Source organism: Microcystis flos-aquae FACHB-1344, from assembly GCF_014698375.1.
Lineage (GTDB): Bacteria > Cyanobacteriota > Cyanobacteriia > Cyanobacteriales > Microcystaceae > Microcystis > Microcystis aeruginosa.
Window position 1 is genome coordinate 1 of record NZ_JACJSW010000184.1, and the last position, 14516, is coordinate 14516.

The 14516-nt window shown below is 42.6% G+C and carries 19 protein-coding genes and 3 pseudogenes; 8 read left to right on the plus strand and 14 right to left on the minus strand.

The features are described 5' to 3' along the window. Together H6G48_RS18165 and H6G48_RS18170 are read left to right on the plus strand one after the other, a co-directional pair. The coding region (locus tag H6G48_RS18165) for a transposase (protein ID WP_190722740.1) at positions 1-300 on the plus strand (300 nt) is incomplete at its 5' end. An 81-nt stretch (positions 301-381) separates the two neighbouring features. After that, entirely contained in the window at positions 382-936 is a 555-nt protein-coding gene (locus H6G48_RS18170) for a Uma2 family endonuclease (protein WP_190722741.1), read from the plus strand. A 510-nt stretch (positions 937-1446) separates the two neighbouring features. Here H6G48_RS18170 and H6G48_RS18175 read toward each other — a convergent pair. From H6G48_RS18175 to H6G48_RS18210, 7 genes are all read right to left on the minus strand, one after another. After that, positions 1447-1713 (minus strand): GlsB/YeaQ/YmgE family stress response membrane protein, encoded by a 267-nt coding sequence (locus tag H6G48_RS18175; RefSeq protein ID WP_190722742.1) that lies wholly within the window; start codon positions 1711-1713, stop codon positions 1447-1449. A 604-nt stretch (positions 1714-2317) separates the two neighbouring features. Beyond that, the gene (locus tag H6G48_RS18185) at positions 2318-3172 is read right to left on the minus strand and encodes an Rpn family recombination-promoting nuclease/putative transposase (protein WP_190722743.1); all 855 of its coding nucleotides are present in this window, start codon (positions 3170-3172) and stop codon (positions 2318-2320) included. A gap of 163 nt (positions 3173-3335) precedes the next feature. Further along, the gene (locus tag H6G48_RS18190) at positions 3336-4082 is read right to left on the minus strand and encodes a hypothetical protein (RefSeq protein ID WP_190722744.1); all 747 of its coding nucleotides are present in this window, start codon (positions 4080-4082) and stop codon (positions 3336-3338) included. A gap of 79 nt (positions 4083-4161) precedes the next feature. Continuing rightward, positions 4162-4479 (minus strand): hypothetical protein, encoded by a 318-nt coding sequence (locus tag H6G48_RS18195; RefSeq protein WP_052277621.1) that lies wholly within the window; start codon positions 4477-4479, stop codon positions 4162-4164. Between the two features lie 42 nt (positions 4480-4521). Next, positions 4522-4839 carry a hypothetical protein gene (locus H6G48_RS18200; RefSeq protein WP_002757707.1) on the minus strand — a complete coding sequence of 106 codons (318 nt, stop codon included), beginning with the start codon at positions 4837-4839 and terminating at the stop codon, positions 4522-4524. Positions 4840-4904: 65 nt separating this feature from the next. Further along, complete coding sequence (locus H6G48_RS18205; protein ID WP_052277622.1) at positions 4905-5360, minus strand: hypothetical protein; 456 nt, start codon at positions 5358-5360, stop codon at positions 4905-4907. A gap of 83 nt (positions 5361-5443) precedes the next feature. Next, the gene (locus H6G48_RS18210) at positions 5444-6010 is read right to left on the minus strand and encodes a PEP-CTERM sorting domain-containing protein (RefSeq protein ID WP_242034692.1); all 567 of its coding nucleotides are present in this window, start codon (positions 6008-6010) and stop codon (positions 5444-5446) included. An 802-nt stretch (positions 6011-6812) separates the two neighbouring features. Between H6G48_RS18210 and H6G48_RS18215 the strand changes: the two are divergent. Next, positions 6813-8078, plus strand: a pseudogene (locus H6G48_RS18215) (IS701 family transposase). A gap of 1 nt (position 8079) precedes the next feature. Here the strand turns inward: H6G48_RS18215 and H6G48_RS26475 are convergent. Then, positions 8080-8187: pseudogene (locus H6G48_RS26475) on the minus strand (PEP-CTERM sorting domain-containing protein); the annotation flags it as partial. Between the two features lie 255 nt (positions 8188-8442). Here H6G48_RS26475 and H6G48_RS18225 point away from each other — a divergent pair. The 4 genes from H6G48_RS18225 to H6G48_RS18240 all read left to right on the plus strand — a co-directional run bounded on the left by H6G48_RS18225 (position 8443) and on the right by H6G48_RS18240 (position 10638). Further along, complete coding sequence (locus tag H6G48_RS18225) at positions 8443-8742, plus strand: type II toxin-antitoxin system HigB family toxin (RefSeq protein WP_190722746.1); 300 nt, start codon at positions 8443-8445, stop codon at positions 8740-8742. Further along, on the plus strand, positions 8726-9145 hold the full coding sequence (locus tag H6G48_RS18230; protein WP_190722747.1) for a helix-turn-helix domain-containing protein: 420 nt from the start codon (positions 8726-8728) through the stop codon (positions 9143-9145). Before H6G48_RS18225 ends, H6G48_RS18230 begins: the two co-directional genes overlap by 17 nt. A 162-nt stretch (positions 9146-9307) precedes the next feature. After that, positions 9308-10201 (plus strand): beta-carotene hydroxylase, encoded by an 894-nt coding sequence (crtR, locus tag H6G48_RS18235; protein WP_190722748.1) that lies wholly within the window; start codon positions 9308-9310, stop codon positions 10199-10201. 119 nt (positions 10202-10320) lie between these two features. Beyond that, the gene (locus H6G48_RS18240; protein ID WP_190722749.1) at positions 10321-10638 is read left to right on the plus strand and encodes a hypothetical protein; all 318 of its coding nucleotides are present in this window, start codon (positions 10321-10323) and stop codon (positions 10636-10638) included. Here H6G48_RS18240 and H6G48_RS18245 read toward each other — a convergent pair whose 3' ends face one another. The 5 genes from H6G48_RS18245 to H6G48_RS18265 all read right to left on the minus strand — a co-directional run bounded on the left by H6G48_RS18245 (position 10639) and on the right by H6G48_RS18265 (position 13463). Beyond that, positions 10639-11193, minus strand: coding sequence for a hypothetical protein (locus H6G48_RS18245; protein ID WP_190722750.1), 555 nt, complete (start codon positions 11191-11193; stop codon positions 10639-10641). A 138-nt stretch (positions 11194-11331) separates the two neighbouring features. Continuing rightward, positions 11332-12132 (minus strand): exodeoxyribonuclease III, encoded by an 801-nt coding sequence (xth, locus tag H6G48_RS18250; RefSeq protein WP_190722751.1) that lies wholly within the window; start codon positions 12130-12132, stop codon positions 11332-11334. 22 nt (positions 12133-12154) lie between these two features. Then, a complete protein-coding gene (locus H6G48_RS18255) occupies positions 12155-12739 on the minus strand; it encodes a chromophore lyase CpcT/CpeT (RefSeq protein ID WP_190722752.1) in 585 nt (194 codons plus the stop codon). A 99-nt stretch (positions 12740-12838) separates the two neighbouring features. Beyond that, on the minus strand, positions 12839-13297 hold the full coding sequence (gene rplI, locus H6G48_RS18260; RefSeq protein WP_012264300.1) for a 50S ribosomal protein L9: 459 nt from the start codon (positions 13295-13297) through the stop codon (positions 12839-12841). Next, positions 13245-13463, minus strand: a complete 219-nt coding sequence (locus H6G48_RS18265; RefSeq protein WP_190722753.1) for a hypothetical protein — start codon at positions 13461-13463, stop codon at positions 13245-13247. Before H6G48_RS18265 ends, rplI begins: the two co-directional genes overlap by 53 nt. A gap of 443 nt (positions 13464-13906) precedes the next feature. Here H6G48_RS18265 and H6G48_RS27645 point away from each other — a divergent pair. Further along, positions 13907-14323, plus strand: a pseudogene (locus H6G48_RS27645) (PIN domain-containing protein). 63 nt (positions 14324-14386) lie between these two features. Here H6G48_RS27645 and H6G48_RS18275 read toward each other — a convergent pair. Continuing rightward, positions 14387-14500: a PEP-CTERM sorting domain-containing protein gene (locus H6G48_RS18275; RefSeq protein ID WP_341275516.1), complete on the minus strand. Its 114-nt coding sequence runs from the start codon at positions 14498-14500 to the stop codon at positions 14387-14389. Between the last annotated feature and the right edge of the window lie 16 nt (positions 14501-14516).

The following is a 14516-nucleotide window of genomic DNA, read 5'->3' on the forward strand; positions in this document are numbered from 1 at the left end:
AAGATGCAGGAATTAAAGGAAGAATTTAGAAAGATTTATGAAACCTCAGAGAATCCGACAGAGGGGATGCTATCCATCTCGGAATGGTTGGCAAAATCCTCCAGTGTTTTTACTAAGAGTTGTCAAACAATCCGAAACTGGTTTGGAGAAATAATTAGTTATTTCGAGCGAAGGACAACGAATGGGATGGTCGAGGGAATCAACAATAAACTTAAACTAATAAAACGGAGAGGCTATGGCTTGAGAAACTTTCGGAATTTTTGGGTTAGAAGTATGTTGTCTTGGCATCTTGTCTGTTGATTTAGCATAAAGGGTAACGAAGAGCCGAATAAGAGAGCCATTCTCGTACTATAATTGATAGTAGGCTTTCCCCTAGAGATTATGATTGCGGTTCCCAACTACATCAGTCCCCAAGAATATCTCGCTATCGAGCGTCAGAGCCAGATCCGCCATGAATACCGACGTGGTTTGGTTTATGCGATGGCCGGCGGTACGGATAATCATGATCGCATCGCCTTCAATTTTCTCAAAGTCATTGACGAACATTTCGGCGACTCTACAGACTGTCGGTTTCACTCGGGTAATGTCAAGGTTAACTATCAAGATCAGTTTTATTACTATCCCGATGCTTTTGTTACCTGCGATCTGCGCGATCGCCAAGATCGTTATCTGAAACGCTATCCGAAACTAATCGCGGAAGTGCTTTCCCCCAATACGAACGCTTTTGACAAGGGTGAAAAATTCCCAGATTATCAACAGATAGAAACCTTAGAAGAATATGTATTAATTTCCCAAGAAATCCAGCGCCTGGAATGCCGTCGCCGTAATTCTCTGGGGATATGGGAAACGACTATTTACGAGACAGGTGATCGCGTGATCCTGCCAAGTATTAACCTAGAGTTAGCGATCGCCGATCTCTACCGGGGAATAGATTAAAGTTTAACGGAAGAATTGGGACTCTCTTGGGTTTGCTGGGTAAAATGTATTCTAAGATACAGTCGGCTGGCGAGCGAGTGGAGCGAACCACAAGGATTGATCGCTGCTATATAAGTTAAACTTATCACACAAAGAATAAGAGAGCCACTTATTTTTTTGGGCTTTATTTGACCTGAAAAGAAGGGGGTCGCAGGCTGGCACGGATTGCCATCATACTAAATCCAGTTATTAAAAACTGATTATTTATTCCCATTTTTGCATGAGTGCCTCTTGCATGAGTGCCTATCCTCATAAGTAGCCTATACTCAACGGATTTATTATTATGCAATCCCTATAGAACCCCCTTGAGCCATCTTGCACACTTTTCTCTTTTTGTCAAATTTTATGTTAAGAAAGATGTGACTAATGGATAGAATGATTAGGGGGAGAGTTAACAGCCATTTCCTTTTACGGCTAGGATTTATCCCTTTTTAGCGGCGATGTAGGAGGATACATTCCAGATCAAAAAGCCTACCCCCGATTGAGGAAATTCCAGATAGCGATCGCAATAATCGCCCCCAATACTGCCGTCGCCACCCCCGGAATACTCAAAGAGGCACTGGCAAGCTGTAAGGAGCCAGTTTGGATGAAAGTGAGCAGACTTCCCCCGATAAAGGCTCCGATAATGCCTAGAAACATAGTGGCGATAAAACCGCCCCCTTGAGTACCCGGATAGATCATCTTGGCGATCGCACCCGCTAGGAGTCCTAGGATAACCCAAGCAATTAAATTGAACATAATATTTGTCCTTGGCGAATGGTTTTAAAAGTGTTTGCTGCCAGAAAAAGTCGATAAAAGGACAGTTTTGCAGTTCAATTCTGCCCCTTTATCTTTACTAGGCTTTATTGATCGCATCCTTAATCGAATCAAGAGCGCCTGTCACCGCGTCTTTAACCTTTTCAGCCGTAGGCATGGCGGAAGCTTGCACTTGTTTTGCCTTTCCTTCCATCTGCATTTCTTGATCGCCAGTTAAATGCCGAGAACTTCTTCGGCTTTTCCTTCAAGATTTTTAGCGGTAGCGTTAATTTTCCCTTCGGTACTCATAGAGTTACTCCTGTGAATTTATCGATTACCTTTTTATAGTAAGCTAACTATATTCAAACGAATGATTTTTTATTATTTTATAATTTTTTCTCGAGTAATCGGAAAAAAAACATGAGTTATTCTACTGGGATTAAGAATAAATCTATGGCTAGGGCTTGCTGAAAAAGTTTGTTGGTGGGGTTAGGAGTTGATCGCCGATAAAAGTACAAGGGTTTTGAGACTCCCGGTAGTTGTAGGGGTGAGGTGCGTGCGGCCAGTCTGTGCTGAAGGCATGGCTTTAATACTTGGTTCCTTTGTACTAACTAGCTCGGCAATTTTCCAGCCATTGTTCTAAATCCTCTAGTGACTGAAAATCTAACAAAGCTTCTCCCAAGTTTTCTAACTGTTCTAGGTCAAGACTGCGGATATTGGGCAGTAATTCGGGAGAAATGTCCCCTACACGCCGATTTAATTGACGTAAAACTAGGTTAGCTTCTCCCTCTTGTCGTCCCTCTTGTCGTCCCTCTTCTAAACCCTCTTGTAAACCCTCGGACCAGATTTCTTGATAGATAACTGATTCTTTCATGATGTCCTTCCTCAGTAATCGTTGGATGATGTCTTTCTCTAATACTAACCCGGCTAGAATTGCGGTAGATGCGGCCAGATTACTTTGTTCTCGACTATCGCTGATTTGCTCGATTTCCTGGGCAATTTGCCGCAGTAAGTTTTCTTGTTTCTCAGCTTGAGCGAGTATGGCAAAGGGAAACAGTCCGGGGGCCTTTAATAGGGGTTCCGAGGGTTGTTCCCAGAGTCTGATCACTTCAAATTGATGAGAGGTTTTCCCTTGTTTATAATCATTTTGTCGGACTTTGGGGGAGTCACTTTTCCTTAGATAAATAACCACTTGATGGATAGGTTTACGGGGATAGCGTCGATAGAGTCTGGTGGCATAATCTAGCATTCTATAGGGAATATCCTCTTTAGGGTCGGTTTGGAACTCGATATGTAAGATTAATTCTTCTGACTCCAAAAAGACTAAAGTATCGGCTCTAATCGGCTCTAGGGATAATTCCGAGGGTTTAATTTCCGTTAAATCTAAGGGTTTTCCTAGTAACCAAGTGGCTAAGTCTCTGGAATATTCAAGGGCGATAAATTTACAGGTGGAATCATACATTTTTAATTCAATTATAGGTTAAGTCTGACCTGTATTTTAACAAAATTATCACCCTATCCCCAAAAATAACCAAAGGAGGGTTTTTACCCCTCCTAAAGACCAAGATATACTCAAAACTATCCTCAATGGGGATTTTATGCTTGGCGCTTACGAGAAGCAGCACCTAACCCCCAAAGATGATCGCTTCAAAAATCTCGTAGCGTTCCTTGCCGATGCGAATAATATAGATATCGTCTTGTTTCGAGGCGCTAAACGCTCCAGGAGCTGCCTGACTGGTATCTGCACCGATCGCTTTTCCCTTTTCAAAGAAAATGATACGCTTGCGACCATCGGGTTTGGTGACAGTGACATCTGCACTACCGTTACCTCGACGAGTGACACCAAAGGGACAAGATCCCGCTGGTTTTCCATCGCCCATCGAACAGGTAACATTACCCGTAGCATGGTAATTTGTCCCCGGTACTTTGGCATCGCTTTGGTTGTAATTATTGGAAATAAGGATTTTTAGGCGATAATTAGCCACTTCATTATTCCGCGCCGAGTTGCGAGTCAAACCCACTTGGATCGTATAATCGCCGTCCGCTGGTAGGATTCCCTCGTGGGCATTACCGACATTGTTCCCGATAACCATCGCCGCGTCTTTGCCGGGGACTTTACCCGGTGCGAAAATATTGAAAGAAGCGCCCCCGTTATCACTCAAGAGGCTAACCGACATATTTTGTCCAGCATTGGCGCGAATTAGGTATTGAACGACTTGTTCTCCCTTGATTTTGCCTTGAATAGTGGTTCCTTCGGTTCCGGCTTTGAATTGCACCCGTTCTTTACGGATTTCGCTGAAAGCGGGGGAAGGCAGAATAACCGGGGTGGTGATTAAGGTGGCCAGTAAAAAAGCGGAAAAGAGTTGACGCATGATTTAAGTTTTTTCCCAAGTTAATTAGATGTTTTACAGCGATCGCTAGATTTGTTGACAATTGTACTATAACGTCCGTCTAGTTTTTTTCCGAACGGGCCGATTTCGCTTTTTCTAGGGTGTCTTGACAGTTGATTTTGGCGAATTCTTCGATTTGTTCTGGTTTCAAATTAAAATCTGAACCCGCTCTTGCTTTAATTTGTTTTAAGAGTTGATCGGTTTCCGATTGGGTTAGTAAACCCGCTTGTTTTCCCGTTTCCGTGGCGACACAAACACCGTAGGTTACACCACCTGTGAATCCGAGGGTTCCCAAGAATTTCCCTCCTAGAAACAATCCGATACCCGCACCGATAACACCCGTAGTAATAGCAATTAACAACACATAAACGGGTTTCATGCTTTTTTGATCTCCTCCAATGAAGACTAAGTGAGCGTGTTATTACATAGCGCCTTCGTCCACTTTGGAATAGGGTAGGTTTTTGATAAATTTGACGATCTGGTTGCCGTTGCGGTTAAAGGAACATTGGAAGGTATTGACCATTTTATCCGTCTCGTAAGTGCCATTCACTGCGTGAGTGCCGTCGGTGCGTTGTCCTTCGTATTTGACAACGATATTACCCGGCGAGGTTTTATAAGCATTAGCGGCGCGAGATTTGCAGGCCGACAACATGGTAGCAGTATTCGCGGCATAAACTGGTAAAGTAGCGACGAGGGCGATTCCGGTGGCGATGGCGCTGAATTTTATAGACTCGAACATGATTGATTTTCTTACAGAGTAAGAGGGGCGATAATCTCTAGGATGCGTTCAAGATTTTTCGATAACTACCTAATCGTTACCGAGAAGGTGAAAGGAACGGTATGATTGCCGTCTTTCGCTTCTCCCATGAGATAGACACGAATGGTATAGTCGCCATCTTTGGGGAGTTTAATTTTAGCCATGGCGTTGGGTCCTTGGGCAGAACTGTTATAAATCGCTACATTATTACTACCCGGCGGCAGGATATTAAAAAATACACTATGCTTGTCTTCTGGGTTGCCTGTCCCATCATCAGCAAGAGAAACCATCAGGGTTTGACCTTTTCTCGCTCTTAAGACAAAATCTCGGTATTCACGCCCTGTAATTGTCCCGTTGAGGGCGGCCATATCACTGCCCCGTTCAAAGTTCACTCTACCGCTTAACTGCGCTTGTAGAGGGGCGGTTAAACCCAAACCAAGGGATAAAGCGATCGCTACGGAAGCTAAAACGTTTCGAGGGGAAATAAGCGGAAAATGTTTCATGTTTGTTTTTCAGTCAGGTACTAGGGAGTGATCATGATTTCATCTCCCTAGTTGGGTTAATCGTCTGTAAGTTTAAAATCCTTTTAGCCTTTGCGCTTACCAGATAATGCCCCTAAAGCACCCACTGTTACTAAACCTAAGATAGTACCCGGTTCGGGAACGGAAGTAGCGCGAGTAAATGTCAGTGTTGAATTACTTGAGTCTAAAACTCCACTGGAAGCATTGCCAACCCCCTTTATACCGAATAGAGTTCCGGTAGTAGAATTTAATCCAAATGCATTTGGAGAACCCGTTACGAACAATTGACCACGAGCGAATTGAGTACCGGACAGAATGATATTACCACCCACAACATTAAAAGCATTAGGACCCAGTGATGGGAATGTACCAATAACCGGTAGCGTGTATCCTAAAGCGGCAGGAGCGGAGGTGACGGAAAGAGCGGTAGCCGCGTATATCCCATCCGTGGTTAGTGCCGCGTCCGGCAACTCTATTGTCCCAGAAACTGTACCACTAACCGGGCCATCCACATTCGAGAAAGAAAAGCCAAAAGTAGCGGCGCTCGCACCAGATACAGGAGCGAGTAAAGATAGACCGATAAGGGCGACCCGACCACTGATCGATTTTTTGATAAGTGTTGATAATGTCATAGGTTTAAACTCCTCACAGAAAGGAATAAAGATAAACAGTATTCAATTATAGGGGAGTTTACGGAAAAGGTGATATCCGAAAATTCCTTATTTTTTTTGACCCCTTCCCGTTTTCTTAATACTTTTTTAAGGATTGGCTGAAAGTGTTGCCCTAAAAGACTTTGAGAACTAGGGGGGTGAGTCAGGATCGCTCGCATTCCCCCCCTAGTTAGAGTTCTTGTATGCTAGTTACAAGTAGAACAGCTTATCGCTCTTGGAGGGAGTCTGGCAAAAGTCTTACAGTCTCTAAACTCTAGCTCTCTTATGGGGTAAGCCTTCAAGCGATCGCTAACTAACAGAAACCCGAAATTTGAGTTTTTATTAGAAAAAAAGTTAGCGATCACTTGTCAACCAAGGGTTTCAGAATCTGGATTCGGTCAGGGATTTCCGAAAGTCCCAGAAGAGCGGTAAGTATCTAAGCACAATTAATTACACATCTAAGCCACTACTCCGTCAGACTTCTGCTGTGATCAGTAAACAGTGAACTGAAAACTCAAATCCGATCCCTAATAGCTGTATCCCGTCTCGGAGTCTCCCGTCTCGGAGTCTCCCGTCTCGGAGTCTCCTGTATCCCGTCTCGGAGTCTCCTGTCTCCTGTCTCGACTAGGAAATTAATTTTGCACGACTACTTATCTTGCCTGTTTCTTATCCCTTGCGCTACAGGGAGAAAATCGCAATCGCATCTAGCGGGACTCAAACGATAACAAAAGATAACTGAGGGTATAATGCTTGGCAGATCAGCGTTTCACGTCGAGACTGACCCATGAGAGAGAACACCCCGTCCGCCATGCCCCCATGCTTTGACAAATGGTGTCAACGCTTCGATGATCTGCTCAAAACAAAAGCCCAAAAAACAGGCTTTAGAGATTACTTAGGAGGATTATTAGGAGAAAGTGAACGAAAAAACCTGACTCAAATGGCTGATAACCAAGTAGAAGTAGTTTACAATCGTTTACACCATTTTGCTACTGATGCTCCCTGGGATGCCCGGAAAATCAATGAACGTCGCCTTGAGGTGATGAACCAATGCTCTCAAAGCCGAATCAGCCGCCGCTTTACCCTGATTGTGGATGATTCGGGACATCGTAAAAGTGGAAATTTTACCGAGGGAGTAGGGGGACAGTACATAGGAGAAATTGGCAAAACCGAGAACGGAATAGTAACAGTTACCACCCATCTATACGACGGAAAAAAAAGCCTCCCTTTAGACTTAGAAATATATCGCCATGCCGCTTCTCTAGAAAAAGGAAAAGAAGACCCAGAATTCAAGAAAAAGCCGGACATCGCCTGAGAGTTAATTGACAAAAGTTTAGAGAGAGGTTATCGACCGGGAATAGTCCTCATTGATGGAGCCTATGGTAACAATAGTTCCTTGAGCAAGGGATTAGAAGACAGAAAACTGAAGTATCTAGGAGGAGTAGCTAAAAATCGAAATGTAATCATCACTCAGGAGGCGGGGATTGAGTCAGAAATTAGACTAGACAAATTAGCAGAAACGTTATCTTCCGAAGATTTCACCGAAGTTAAACTCAACTTAAATAAAGCCAAGACCGTGTGGGTAGCTACTTTCAGTGCCAAGGTATCCCAGCTAGAGGGAACCGGGAATTTTGCTATCGTCATGAATGCCAGTTCCGTAACCGAAGCCACTGATATTGACTACTTGATGACCAATGTTGAGGAGTCAAAAGTAACGGCTGAGTGGGTTGTTACCACCTATTCTCAAAGAAATTGGGTTGAGGTTTTCTATCGGGAAGTTAAAGGGTGGTTGGGATGGAAAGAATACCAAGTGAGGGATTACAAGAATCTATTTCGTCATTTTATCTTGGTATTTTGTGCCTATACTTTTATCCTGTGGCACAAATTAACTGGGGGATTAAGAAGGCGATGGGCAAACCAACCTTTGAATACTTTTGTGGAAGCTTTAGAAGCTTTTCGCACAGCGATGTCTTTCCGTTTCTTTAATTGGCTCAAGGAGAATAGGGAGGTGTTCGCCGCTTATAAAGCGGGTTTAGGCTTTGTTTGGGCTTGAAATTTGTTTGAGTCCCGTTAAAAGTTGCGGCGCTCGCAACTGGTGCGAGGGTGGCGGTGGCTACCGTGGCGAGGGCGACGGAATAGCAAAAGGAACTTTTGAGTGGCATAGAAGACATTGTATAGCTAAATTCCCCCTAATTTTAGCCCCCCCCGATTTTGTCAAGGTTTTTGTTATTTATATTTATTATGCTTTATCTACCTCTTGATTACTGGATTGGGGATTGAGGGCGATCTCCCAGAGATGCGCGAAGGGGTGGGCTTTTCTGGGGTGCGGGGGGCGATCGGTCAAATTGACATACACTATAATTATTAGAGTGATCAATGTTTATCTAGGTTAAAGAGAACAATAAAACTAGCGATCAATGCACGTGATCAGTAAAGTCAAATTACGAGAGTTTTGGCAACGCCACTCGGACGCAGAAGACGCTCTTAGCGATTGGTATAACTTCGCTAGTAAGGCTAACTGGAAAAATTTAGTAGAGGTTCAAGGTCGCTACCCGAAAGCGGAGGCGGTGGGAAATTTTACAGTTTTTAATATCAAGGGAAACAAATACCGTTTAATCGCTGACATCAATTATTCTCGTCAAACCATTTTCGTTAAATATATTCTAAGTCACGCTGAATACAATAAGGAGAACTGGAAAAATGATCCCTACTTCTAATCCATTAACCTATGGTGATTTACTCTTGCAGTATCAACCGAAACCGATTAATAACTCGCAAGAATACGAGCGATTTTTAAGCATAATTGAAGGGATGATGTCACGGGAGTTAAGCAATGACGAAGGACTATTATTCGATTTACTGGTGTTATTAGTGGAAGAATACGAGCGGAAACATTATCCGATCGCCCGAACAAATCCTACCGCTACGTTAGAATCGTTACTGCATGAATTCGATATCGATAGGGAGTGTCTTGTCGATATTTTCGGCGATCGGGATAGGGTAGAATCGGTGATAGCGGGGAAACAGGCGATCGCTCTCCCTCAAGCCGAGTCTCTAGCCGAATTTTTTAATCGTTTAAGTCCGAAACTGGAGTTAAGCGCCCGTGATTTTCTCTTGTAGCCTCGCTTTTCCTTAGGGACTGATCGGGGAAGACCATATAACAAATGCTTACTTTCTTCATAACTTTAGATTAATTAAGATAATGTTACAAAACTTTATGAAAAAGCCGTAGTATGATAATTTACGCCAGTAAAGCGAACACAATAAGGAGCAACACCCATAATGCAGTCGGCCGAGATGTTGCTGACAGTCCCCAAAGAGTATTTAAAAGCACCGGGGGGCTTCAACCCAAACGTTACCATGTTTTTTAGTGCCTTGAGCCTAATAACCCTATCTACCTGTGGCTATTGGCTATGGTCTTGGCCCGACTGGATTTGTTTTAGTGCTAATGTCCTCGCTTTACATTTATCGGGGACAGTTATCCACGATGCCTCTCATAATTCTGCCCATAGTAATCGGCTATTTAATGCTATTTTAGGTCATGGCAGTGCTTTAATGCTCGGTTTTGCCTTTCCGGTCTTCACTAGAGTCCATTTACAGCACCACGCTCACGTTAACGATCCCGAAAATGATCCAGATCATTTTGTCTCCACTGGTGGCCCTTTGTGGATGATTGCGGCCAGATTTTTTTATCACGAGATTTTCTTTTTTAAGCGGCAACTCTGGCGGAAATACGAACTGCTGGAATGGTTCCTCAGTCGTCTTTTTGTTGCTACCATAGTCATCGTCGCCTGTCAATACGGTTTTATCAGCTATGTGATGAATTTTTGGTTTGTTCCCGCTTTAGTGGTGGGAATTGCCCTCGGTTTATTTTTCGATTATCTTCCCCATCGTCCTTTCCAAGAGCGTAATCGTTGGAAAAATGCCCGAGTTTACCCCAGTACCCTCTTAAATCTGCTGATTTTAGGACAGAATTATCATCTCGTGCATCATCTTTGGCCGTCGATTCCCTGGTACAAATACCAACCGGCATACTATGCCACTAAACCGCTTTTAGATGCGAAAGATTGTGAACAGTCTTTAGGTTTACTGCAAGGTAAGAATTTCTGGAGTTTCCTCTACGATGTCTTCTTGGGGATTCGCTTTCACTCCCATTCTTCTAAATCTAGCTCATAGCATTTATCGTCATGGTGAGGTACAAGGTTTTCGTTTTGGGGAGTCGGTGGTCGATTTTATGAGAAACTCTGTATCTGTACTGGTTTCGTTGTCAACTTGATTTTTTGAAGGAGGATTTTATGGGTCAGCATTGGGGAAAAGCCTTAATTTTAACAACAACTTTCTTGACAATTAACATCAATTATGCTAAGTCTTTAACCTTTGGTGAGGCCGTGGGTATTGGAGCGGGGGCCTTGTTAATCAACCGGGCGGTACAGGATAATAGACAACGTTATCGATTTGTGCCACCAGAGCAAGAATTTCAGCGCGGACTAGAGGACGGTTTTAACTTTGCCCGCTATGATAATCCGCGCAATTCTAGAGACTATGATGACGGTTTTATCGAGGGAAGAAGACGGCGGGAGTCGGGTTGGTCTAGTCCCAACCGGAGAGGTTGATTATTTTTTTGGTCTGCGTCCCACTTCGGCGGTTTCTTGAATGGAAAATATCCTCAATTTGCCGTCGATGGGGGCGACTTTAGCCACCGCTTCCGATGCCACTATATAGTTATCACCCTCGGTGTTGGTAATATTGATTACCCGCTTGCGAGTGATCATCGCCATCTCGTCATTAGCAAGAATATCCACGTCCCAATTCTCAGAAAGAACCTCTATACTTTTAATATTTTTGTAGGATTCCTCTAAAAATATTTTATGTTCCGTGATGCCATCTAACTCAAAAATTTCGGTACTAGCATCGGTTTTAATGGTCAATTGCGAGGAAATAAACGGGGCATAGTGTTTGAGGATTAGGGCGATATTTTTATCTTTAATAGCGGTTTGAATGTCTTCAATCATTGCTTTAATTTCCGCTTCGCTGATTTTTTGTCCCCAATCGCGATTACTCGATTGTTTCACTGGCACTATCGAGGGATTAGCATGGACAAAAGCGGGGGAGATGCTGGGGAGAAGGGATAAACCGAGCAATAGAACAATTAATTGGGGAGAACGCATAATTTAATAAACTTGGTAAATTCAACCCGAATCATAGCATTTTCTCGTTACCGAATAAATCCTCAAGGTGAAAGTCCCCGGTTAGGGAAGCTAAGAGAGCAAAATTCTGGCTGTGCAAAGTCTAGGTTGATCCTTTAGCTATTTTTGGCTTGATATTTCCAGAATAACAGGGGTATGATCGCTAGGTTTTTCTTGTTTTCTGGGTTCTCGATCGATCAGACAATTAACGGCTTTTTCGTATAGCTGAGGAGTTAAATAAAGATGATCGATTCGCCAACCTCGGTTACGAGCAAAACCACCGCTGCGATAATCCCACCAACTATAATGTCCCGCTGCCGAGGTGAATTTTCTAAAGGCATCTTGTAACCCAATTTCTAACACCTTTTCTAAAGCTTCTCTTTCTTTAGCTGAAGACATAATATGATTTTCTTTGCCTTTGGGATCATAAATATCTTTATCTTCTAAGGCAATATTAAAATCACCACAGATACATAATTCTTCAGGTTGAGAATTAATAATTTTATCTAGATATTTCCTAAGGGTTTCTAACCATTTAAGCTTATAAATATACTTGTCACTATCTAGGGAAGAACCATTAGGAACGTAGAGATTAATAATCCGAATATCGCCGATTACTCCAGTAATTACCCGTTTCTGTTCGTCTAGTTCTCCTGTTAAATTTTCGCCGATAATTGGACTAAATCCCACAGTGATATCGTCCAGGGGTTTTTGGCTAAGAATCGCCACACCATTATAGGCTTTTTGTCCAGAAATATAGAGATGATAACCCAAAGATTCAAAAGCTTCTCTGGGAAAATCTCGATCGATCACCTTGGTTTCTTGCAAGCATAAAACCTCAACGGGATTGAGTTGTAACCAATTAATTACCTGCTCTTGTCGGCTGCGAATCGAGTTGACATTCCATGTGGCGATTTTCATAGCTAAAAACCGATAATTTTTCTCACACTTCCTCAGCAAAACTGGTGCGACGCACAAACTCAAAGGGACCGGCGATCGAACCCCAGACTAATTGATCGGTTTCGGGATCTAAACCGCGATCAACGCTAATTAATCCCCGTTCACTAATTTCAAAACTATTATCTAAATAAGTCATTCTATCTTTGCGAAAGACTAAACATTGTTTACCCGGTTTCACCACCCCTTTAAAACTGTTACCTGTCCAAGTGACATTCATATCACAACCCAGCATCGGTTCTAATAAGTCTAAGGTGAGATTTTTGAGACGCTGGGGTTCTCTAGAAGCACCAAAAAAGTTAGCTTCCTCTTTAACTTTAAAGTTTTCTAGTTCAATATGATCATCGACTACCGATAATTTAAATACTCGCAAACGATAGGGAGTATTGAGCATAAAATCGTAGGCCTGCTCTAAAAATAAGCTGGTTCCCTTCATTAATTCATCGGGCAAAGGGCGCATACACACGCGAATATGGGCAAAAAAAGGCGGATTAGCAAAAGCTTGTTCTTGATTACTAAAATCCGCCGCCATCCAGCGTGCTAGGGTTTTTATATCCGTGGGATGAGTCATAGTTTTTGAGATGTGAATGGCTATTAGCTATCAGCCATCAGCTAGTTAATCGCTCTGATAAATTTTCACTGATTACTGATAACTATGCCCCGATAATTGTTATTGTGCGATTACTTTAATTTCGATATCGGCACTAACTTCGGGATGGAGTTTGACTTGTACTTTATAGACTCCCAATTGACCGATATCGGGGACGGTAATACCACGGCGATCGATTTCTAATTTAGCATTTTCTAGAATAACCGTAGCCACATCTTGACTGGTGACAGTACCGAAAATTGCCTCGTTTTCACCCACCTGTTTAGGGATGCTGTAGGGACTGAGTTTTTCGATCGCAGTTTTTCTGGTTTCCGCTTCTTGTTTTTCAGCGAGGAGACGTTGACGCTCTTTTTCTTTCCTAAATTCTGCCTGTTTAATCGCGCCCTTGGTGGCTAAAACGGCCACACCTTGGGGGATAAGGTAATTGCGCGCATAACCGGGTGCCACTTCCACCACATCGCCATTTTCACCTAATTTGCTGACTTTTTGATTGAGGATAACCTGCATTCGTTTTGCCATGATCTTGACCTAAAACAATAGTTCCAAAACCTCTATCATACCATGCAATCGTTTTTATCGAAAATTTGGGTTTAAAACCTCGCCTTAAGGCGAAAAGTTTTTGGAGCGGGGCATAAATCCCCGTTACAAAAACGGCCTCCTGCCCCCTGCCGTAGATGATAGCCATGATATACCTCGTGTGAAAAAGATGGTACAGAGTCGATAGGGAATATCGACCCGAAACTTAGTTCGAGTTAGATAAAGTTGATAAGTAGGCGAATAGTGGAGAAAAATGTCTCTAGAGACAGCAAAACCATTAATCAGGCTTGGATGTCAGAAAATTTAGCCCTGGTTAGGGATAATGCTTAGATTGTAGAGGCGAATAGTCATAAGCTCCGTTTATTTTTTTTTTTCATTCATCAGCAGAGCTTATTAAATAAATCGAGCAGAGAGAAAATATCTGGTATAATGGCACTCCTGCAAGGATTTACCTAGGAATAAGCCGATTTATGTTGCTAAGGTTATATTTTGAGCAACTTTTGTCAAGTTAGCCAGCAAATTAAGTTATTTTGTGACCAGTTAGGGTAGGGAGATGACTACAGCCTTGTCATCGGAGTCAGCCATGGCAATTTGGCCGTTATTCCTCAAGAAGTTTACCATGAGGTAACAACAGGAACAACAGGAACTCATCCAGCAGTTAATTTAGTTCAATTAGCAGACTGGATAGAGAGACGAACCATTAGCAGTTCAGAAAAAGTCTCTACTTTGAAAACGATAACTAATTTAGGTTGGGGTGAATGTGCTGCTAGGATTTTAGCTGAAGAATTAGAAGCCGATCAATTATTGATTGATGATTGAGAAGCTAGGCGAGTTGCTTGATCTCGAAATTTTAAAATTACTGGTACATTAGGTATTTTATTAGTCGCCAAACACCTAGGATTAATTACTAGCGTTCAGGAAGTTTTAGAGGCGTTAATTACTCAGGGTAAACCTATTAATCCAAGACTGTATCAAGAGGTTTTATCTACCGCACAAGAATCATTTTAATTATTCAATAATTGCTGATAAAGGGACGTAAACATCATCACTCACGCCCCCTGAAAATATCAATTAACTATCATTACTATTGTCTTGATTGCGCTTTTTAGACAGCAATACACCTAACCCTAATATTACCATTGCCAAAATTGTAGAAGGTTCGGGAATAGCTGTCGATGAACCCACTTGAACTATTTTTATA

What these genes read in the sequence shown, in the direction of transcription:
- H6G48_RS18195 (WP_052277621.1), bottom strand. Translation starts at nt 4,479, where the DNA reads ATGAAACCCGTTTATGTGTTGTTAATTGCTATTACTACGGGTGTTATC.
- crtR (WP_190722748.1), top strand. Translation starts at nt 9,308, where the DNA reads ATGCAGTCGGCCGAGATGTTGCTGACAGTCCCCAAAGAGTATTTAAAA.
- xth (WP_190722751.1), bottom strand. Translation starts at nt 12,132, where the DNA reads ATGAAAATCGCCACATGGAATGTCAACTCGATTCGCAGCCGACAAGAG.
- H6G48_RS18255 (WP_190722752.1), bottom strand. Translation starts at nt 12,739, where the DNA reads ATGACTCATCCCACGGATATAAAAACCCTAGCACGCTGGATGGCGGCG.
- H6G48_RS18240 (WP_190722749.1), top strand. Translation starts at nt 10,321, where the DNA reads ATGGGTCAGCATTGGGGAAAAGCCTTAATTTTAACAACAACTTTCTTG.
- H6G48_RS18185 (WP_190722743.1), bottom strand. Translation starts at nt 3,172, where the DNA reads ATGTATGATTCCACCTGTAAATTTATCGCCCTTGAATATTCCAGAGAC.
- H6G48_RS18265 (WP_190722753.1), bottom strand. Translation starts at nt 13,463, where the DNA reads ATGGCTATCATCTACGGCAGGGGGCAGGAGGCCGTTTTTGTAACGGGG.
- H6G48_RS18170 (WP_190722741.1), top strand. Translation starts at nt 382, where the DNA reads ATGATTGCGGTTCCCAACTACATCAGTCCCCAAGAATATCTCGCTATC.
- rplI (WP_012264300.1), bottom strand. Translation starts at nt 13,297, where the DNA reads ATGGCAAAACGAATGCAGGTTATCCTCAATCAAAAAGTCAGCAAATTA.
- H6G48_RS18190 (WP_190722744.1), bottom strand. Translation starts at nt 4,082, where the DNA reads ATGCGTCAACTCTTTTCCGCTTTTTTACTGGCCACCTTAATCACCACC.
- H6G48_RS18175 (WP_190722742.1), bottom strand. Translation starts at nt 1,713, where the DNA reads ATGTTCAATTTAATTGCTTGGGTTATCCTAGGACTCCTAGCGGGTGCG.
- H6G48_RS18245 (WP_190722750.1), bottom strand. Translation starts at nt 11,193, where the DNA reads ATGCGTTCTCCCCAATTAATTGTTCTATTGCTCGGTTTATCCCTTCTC.
- H6G48_RS18205 (WP_052277622.1), bottom strand. Translation starts at nt 5,360, where the DNA reads ATGAAACATTTTCCGCTTATTTCCCCTCGAAACGTTTTAGCTTCCGTA.
- H6G48_RS18225 (WP_190722746.1), top strand. Translation starts at nt 8,443, where the DNA reads ATGCACGTGATCAGTAAAGTCAAATTACGAGAGTTTTGGCAACGCCAC.
- H6G48_RS18200 (WP_002757707.1), bottom strand. Translation starts at nt 4,839, where the DNA reads ATGTTCGAGTCTATAAAATTCAGCGCCATCGCCACCGGAATCGCCCTC.
- H6G48_RS18210 (WP_242034692.1), bottom strand. Translation starts at nt 6,010, where the DNA reads ATGACATTATCAACACTTATCAAAAAATCGATCAGTGGTCGGGTCGCC.
- H6G48_RS18230 (WP_190722747.1), top strand. Translation starts at nt 8,726, where the DNA reads ATGATCCCTACTTCTAATCCATTAACCTATGGTGATTTACTCTTGCAG.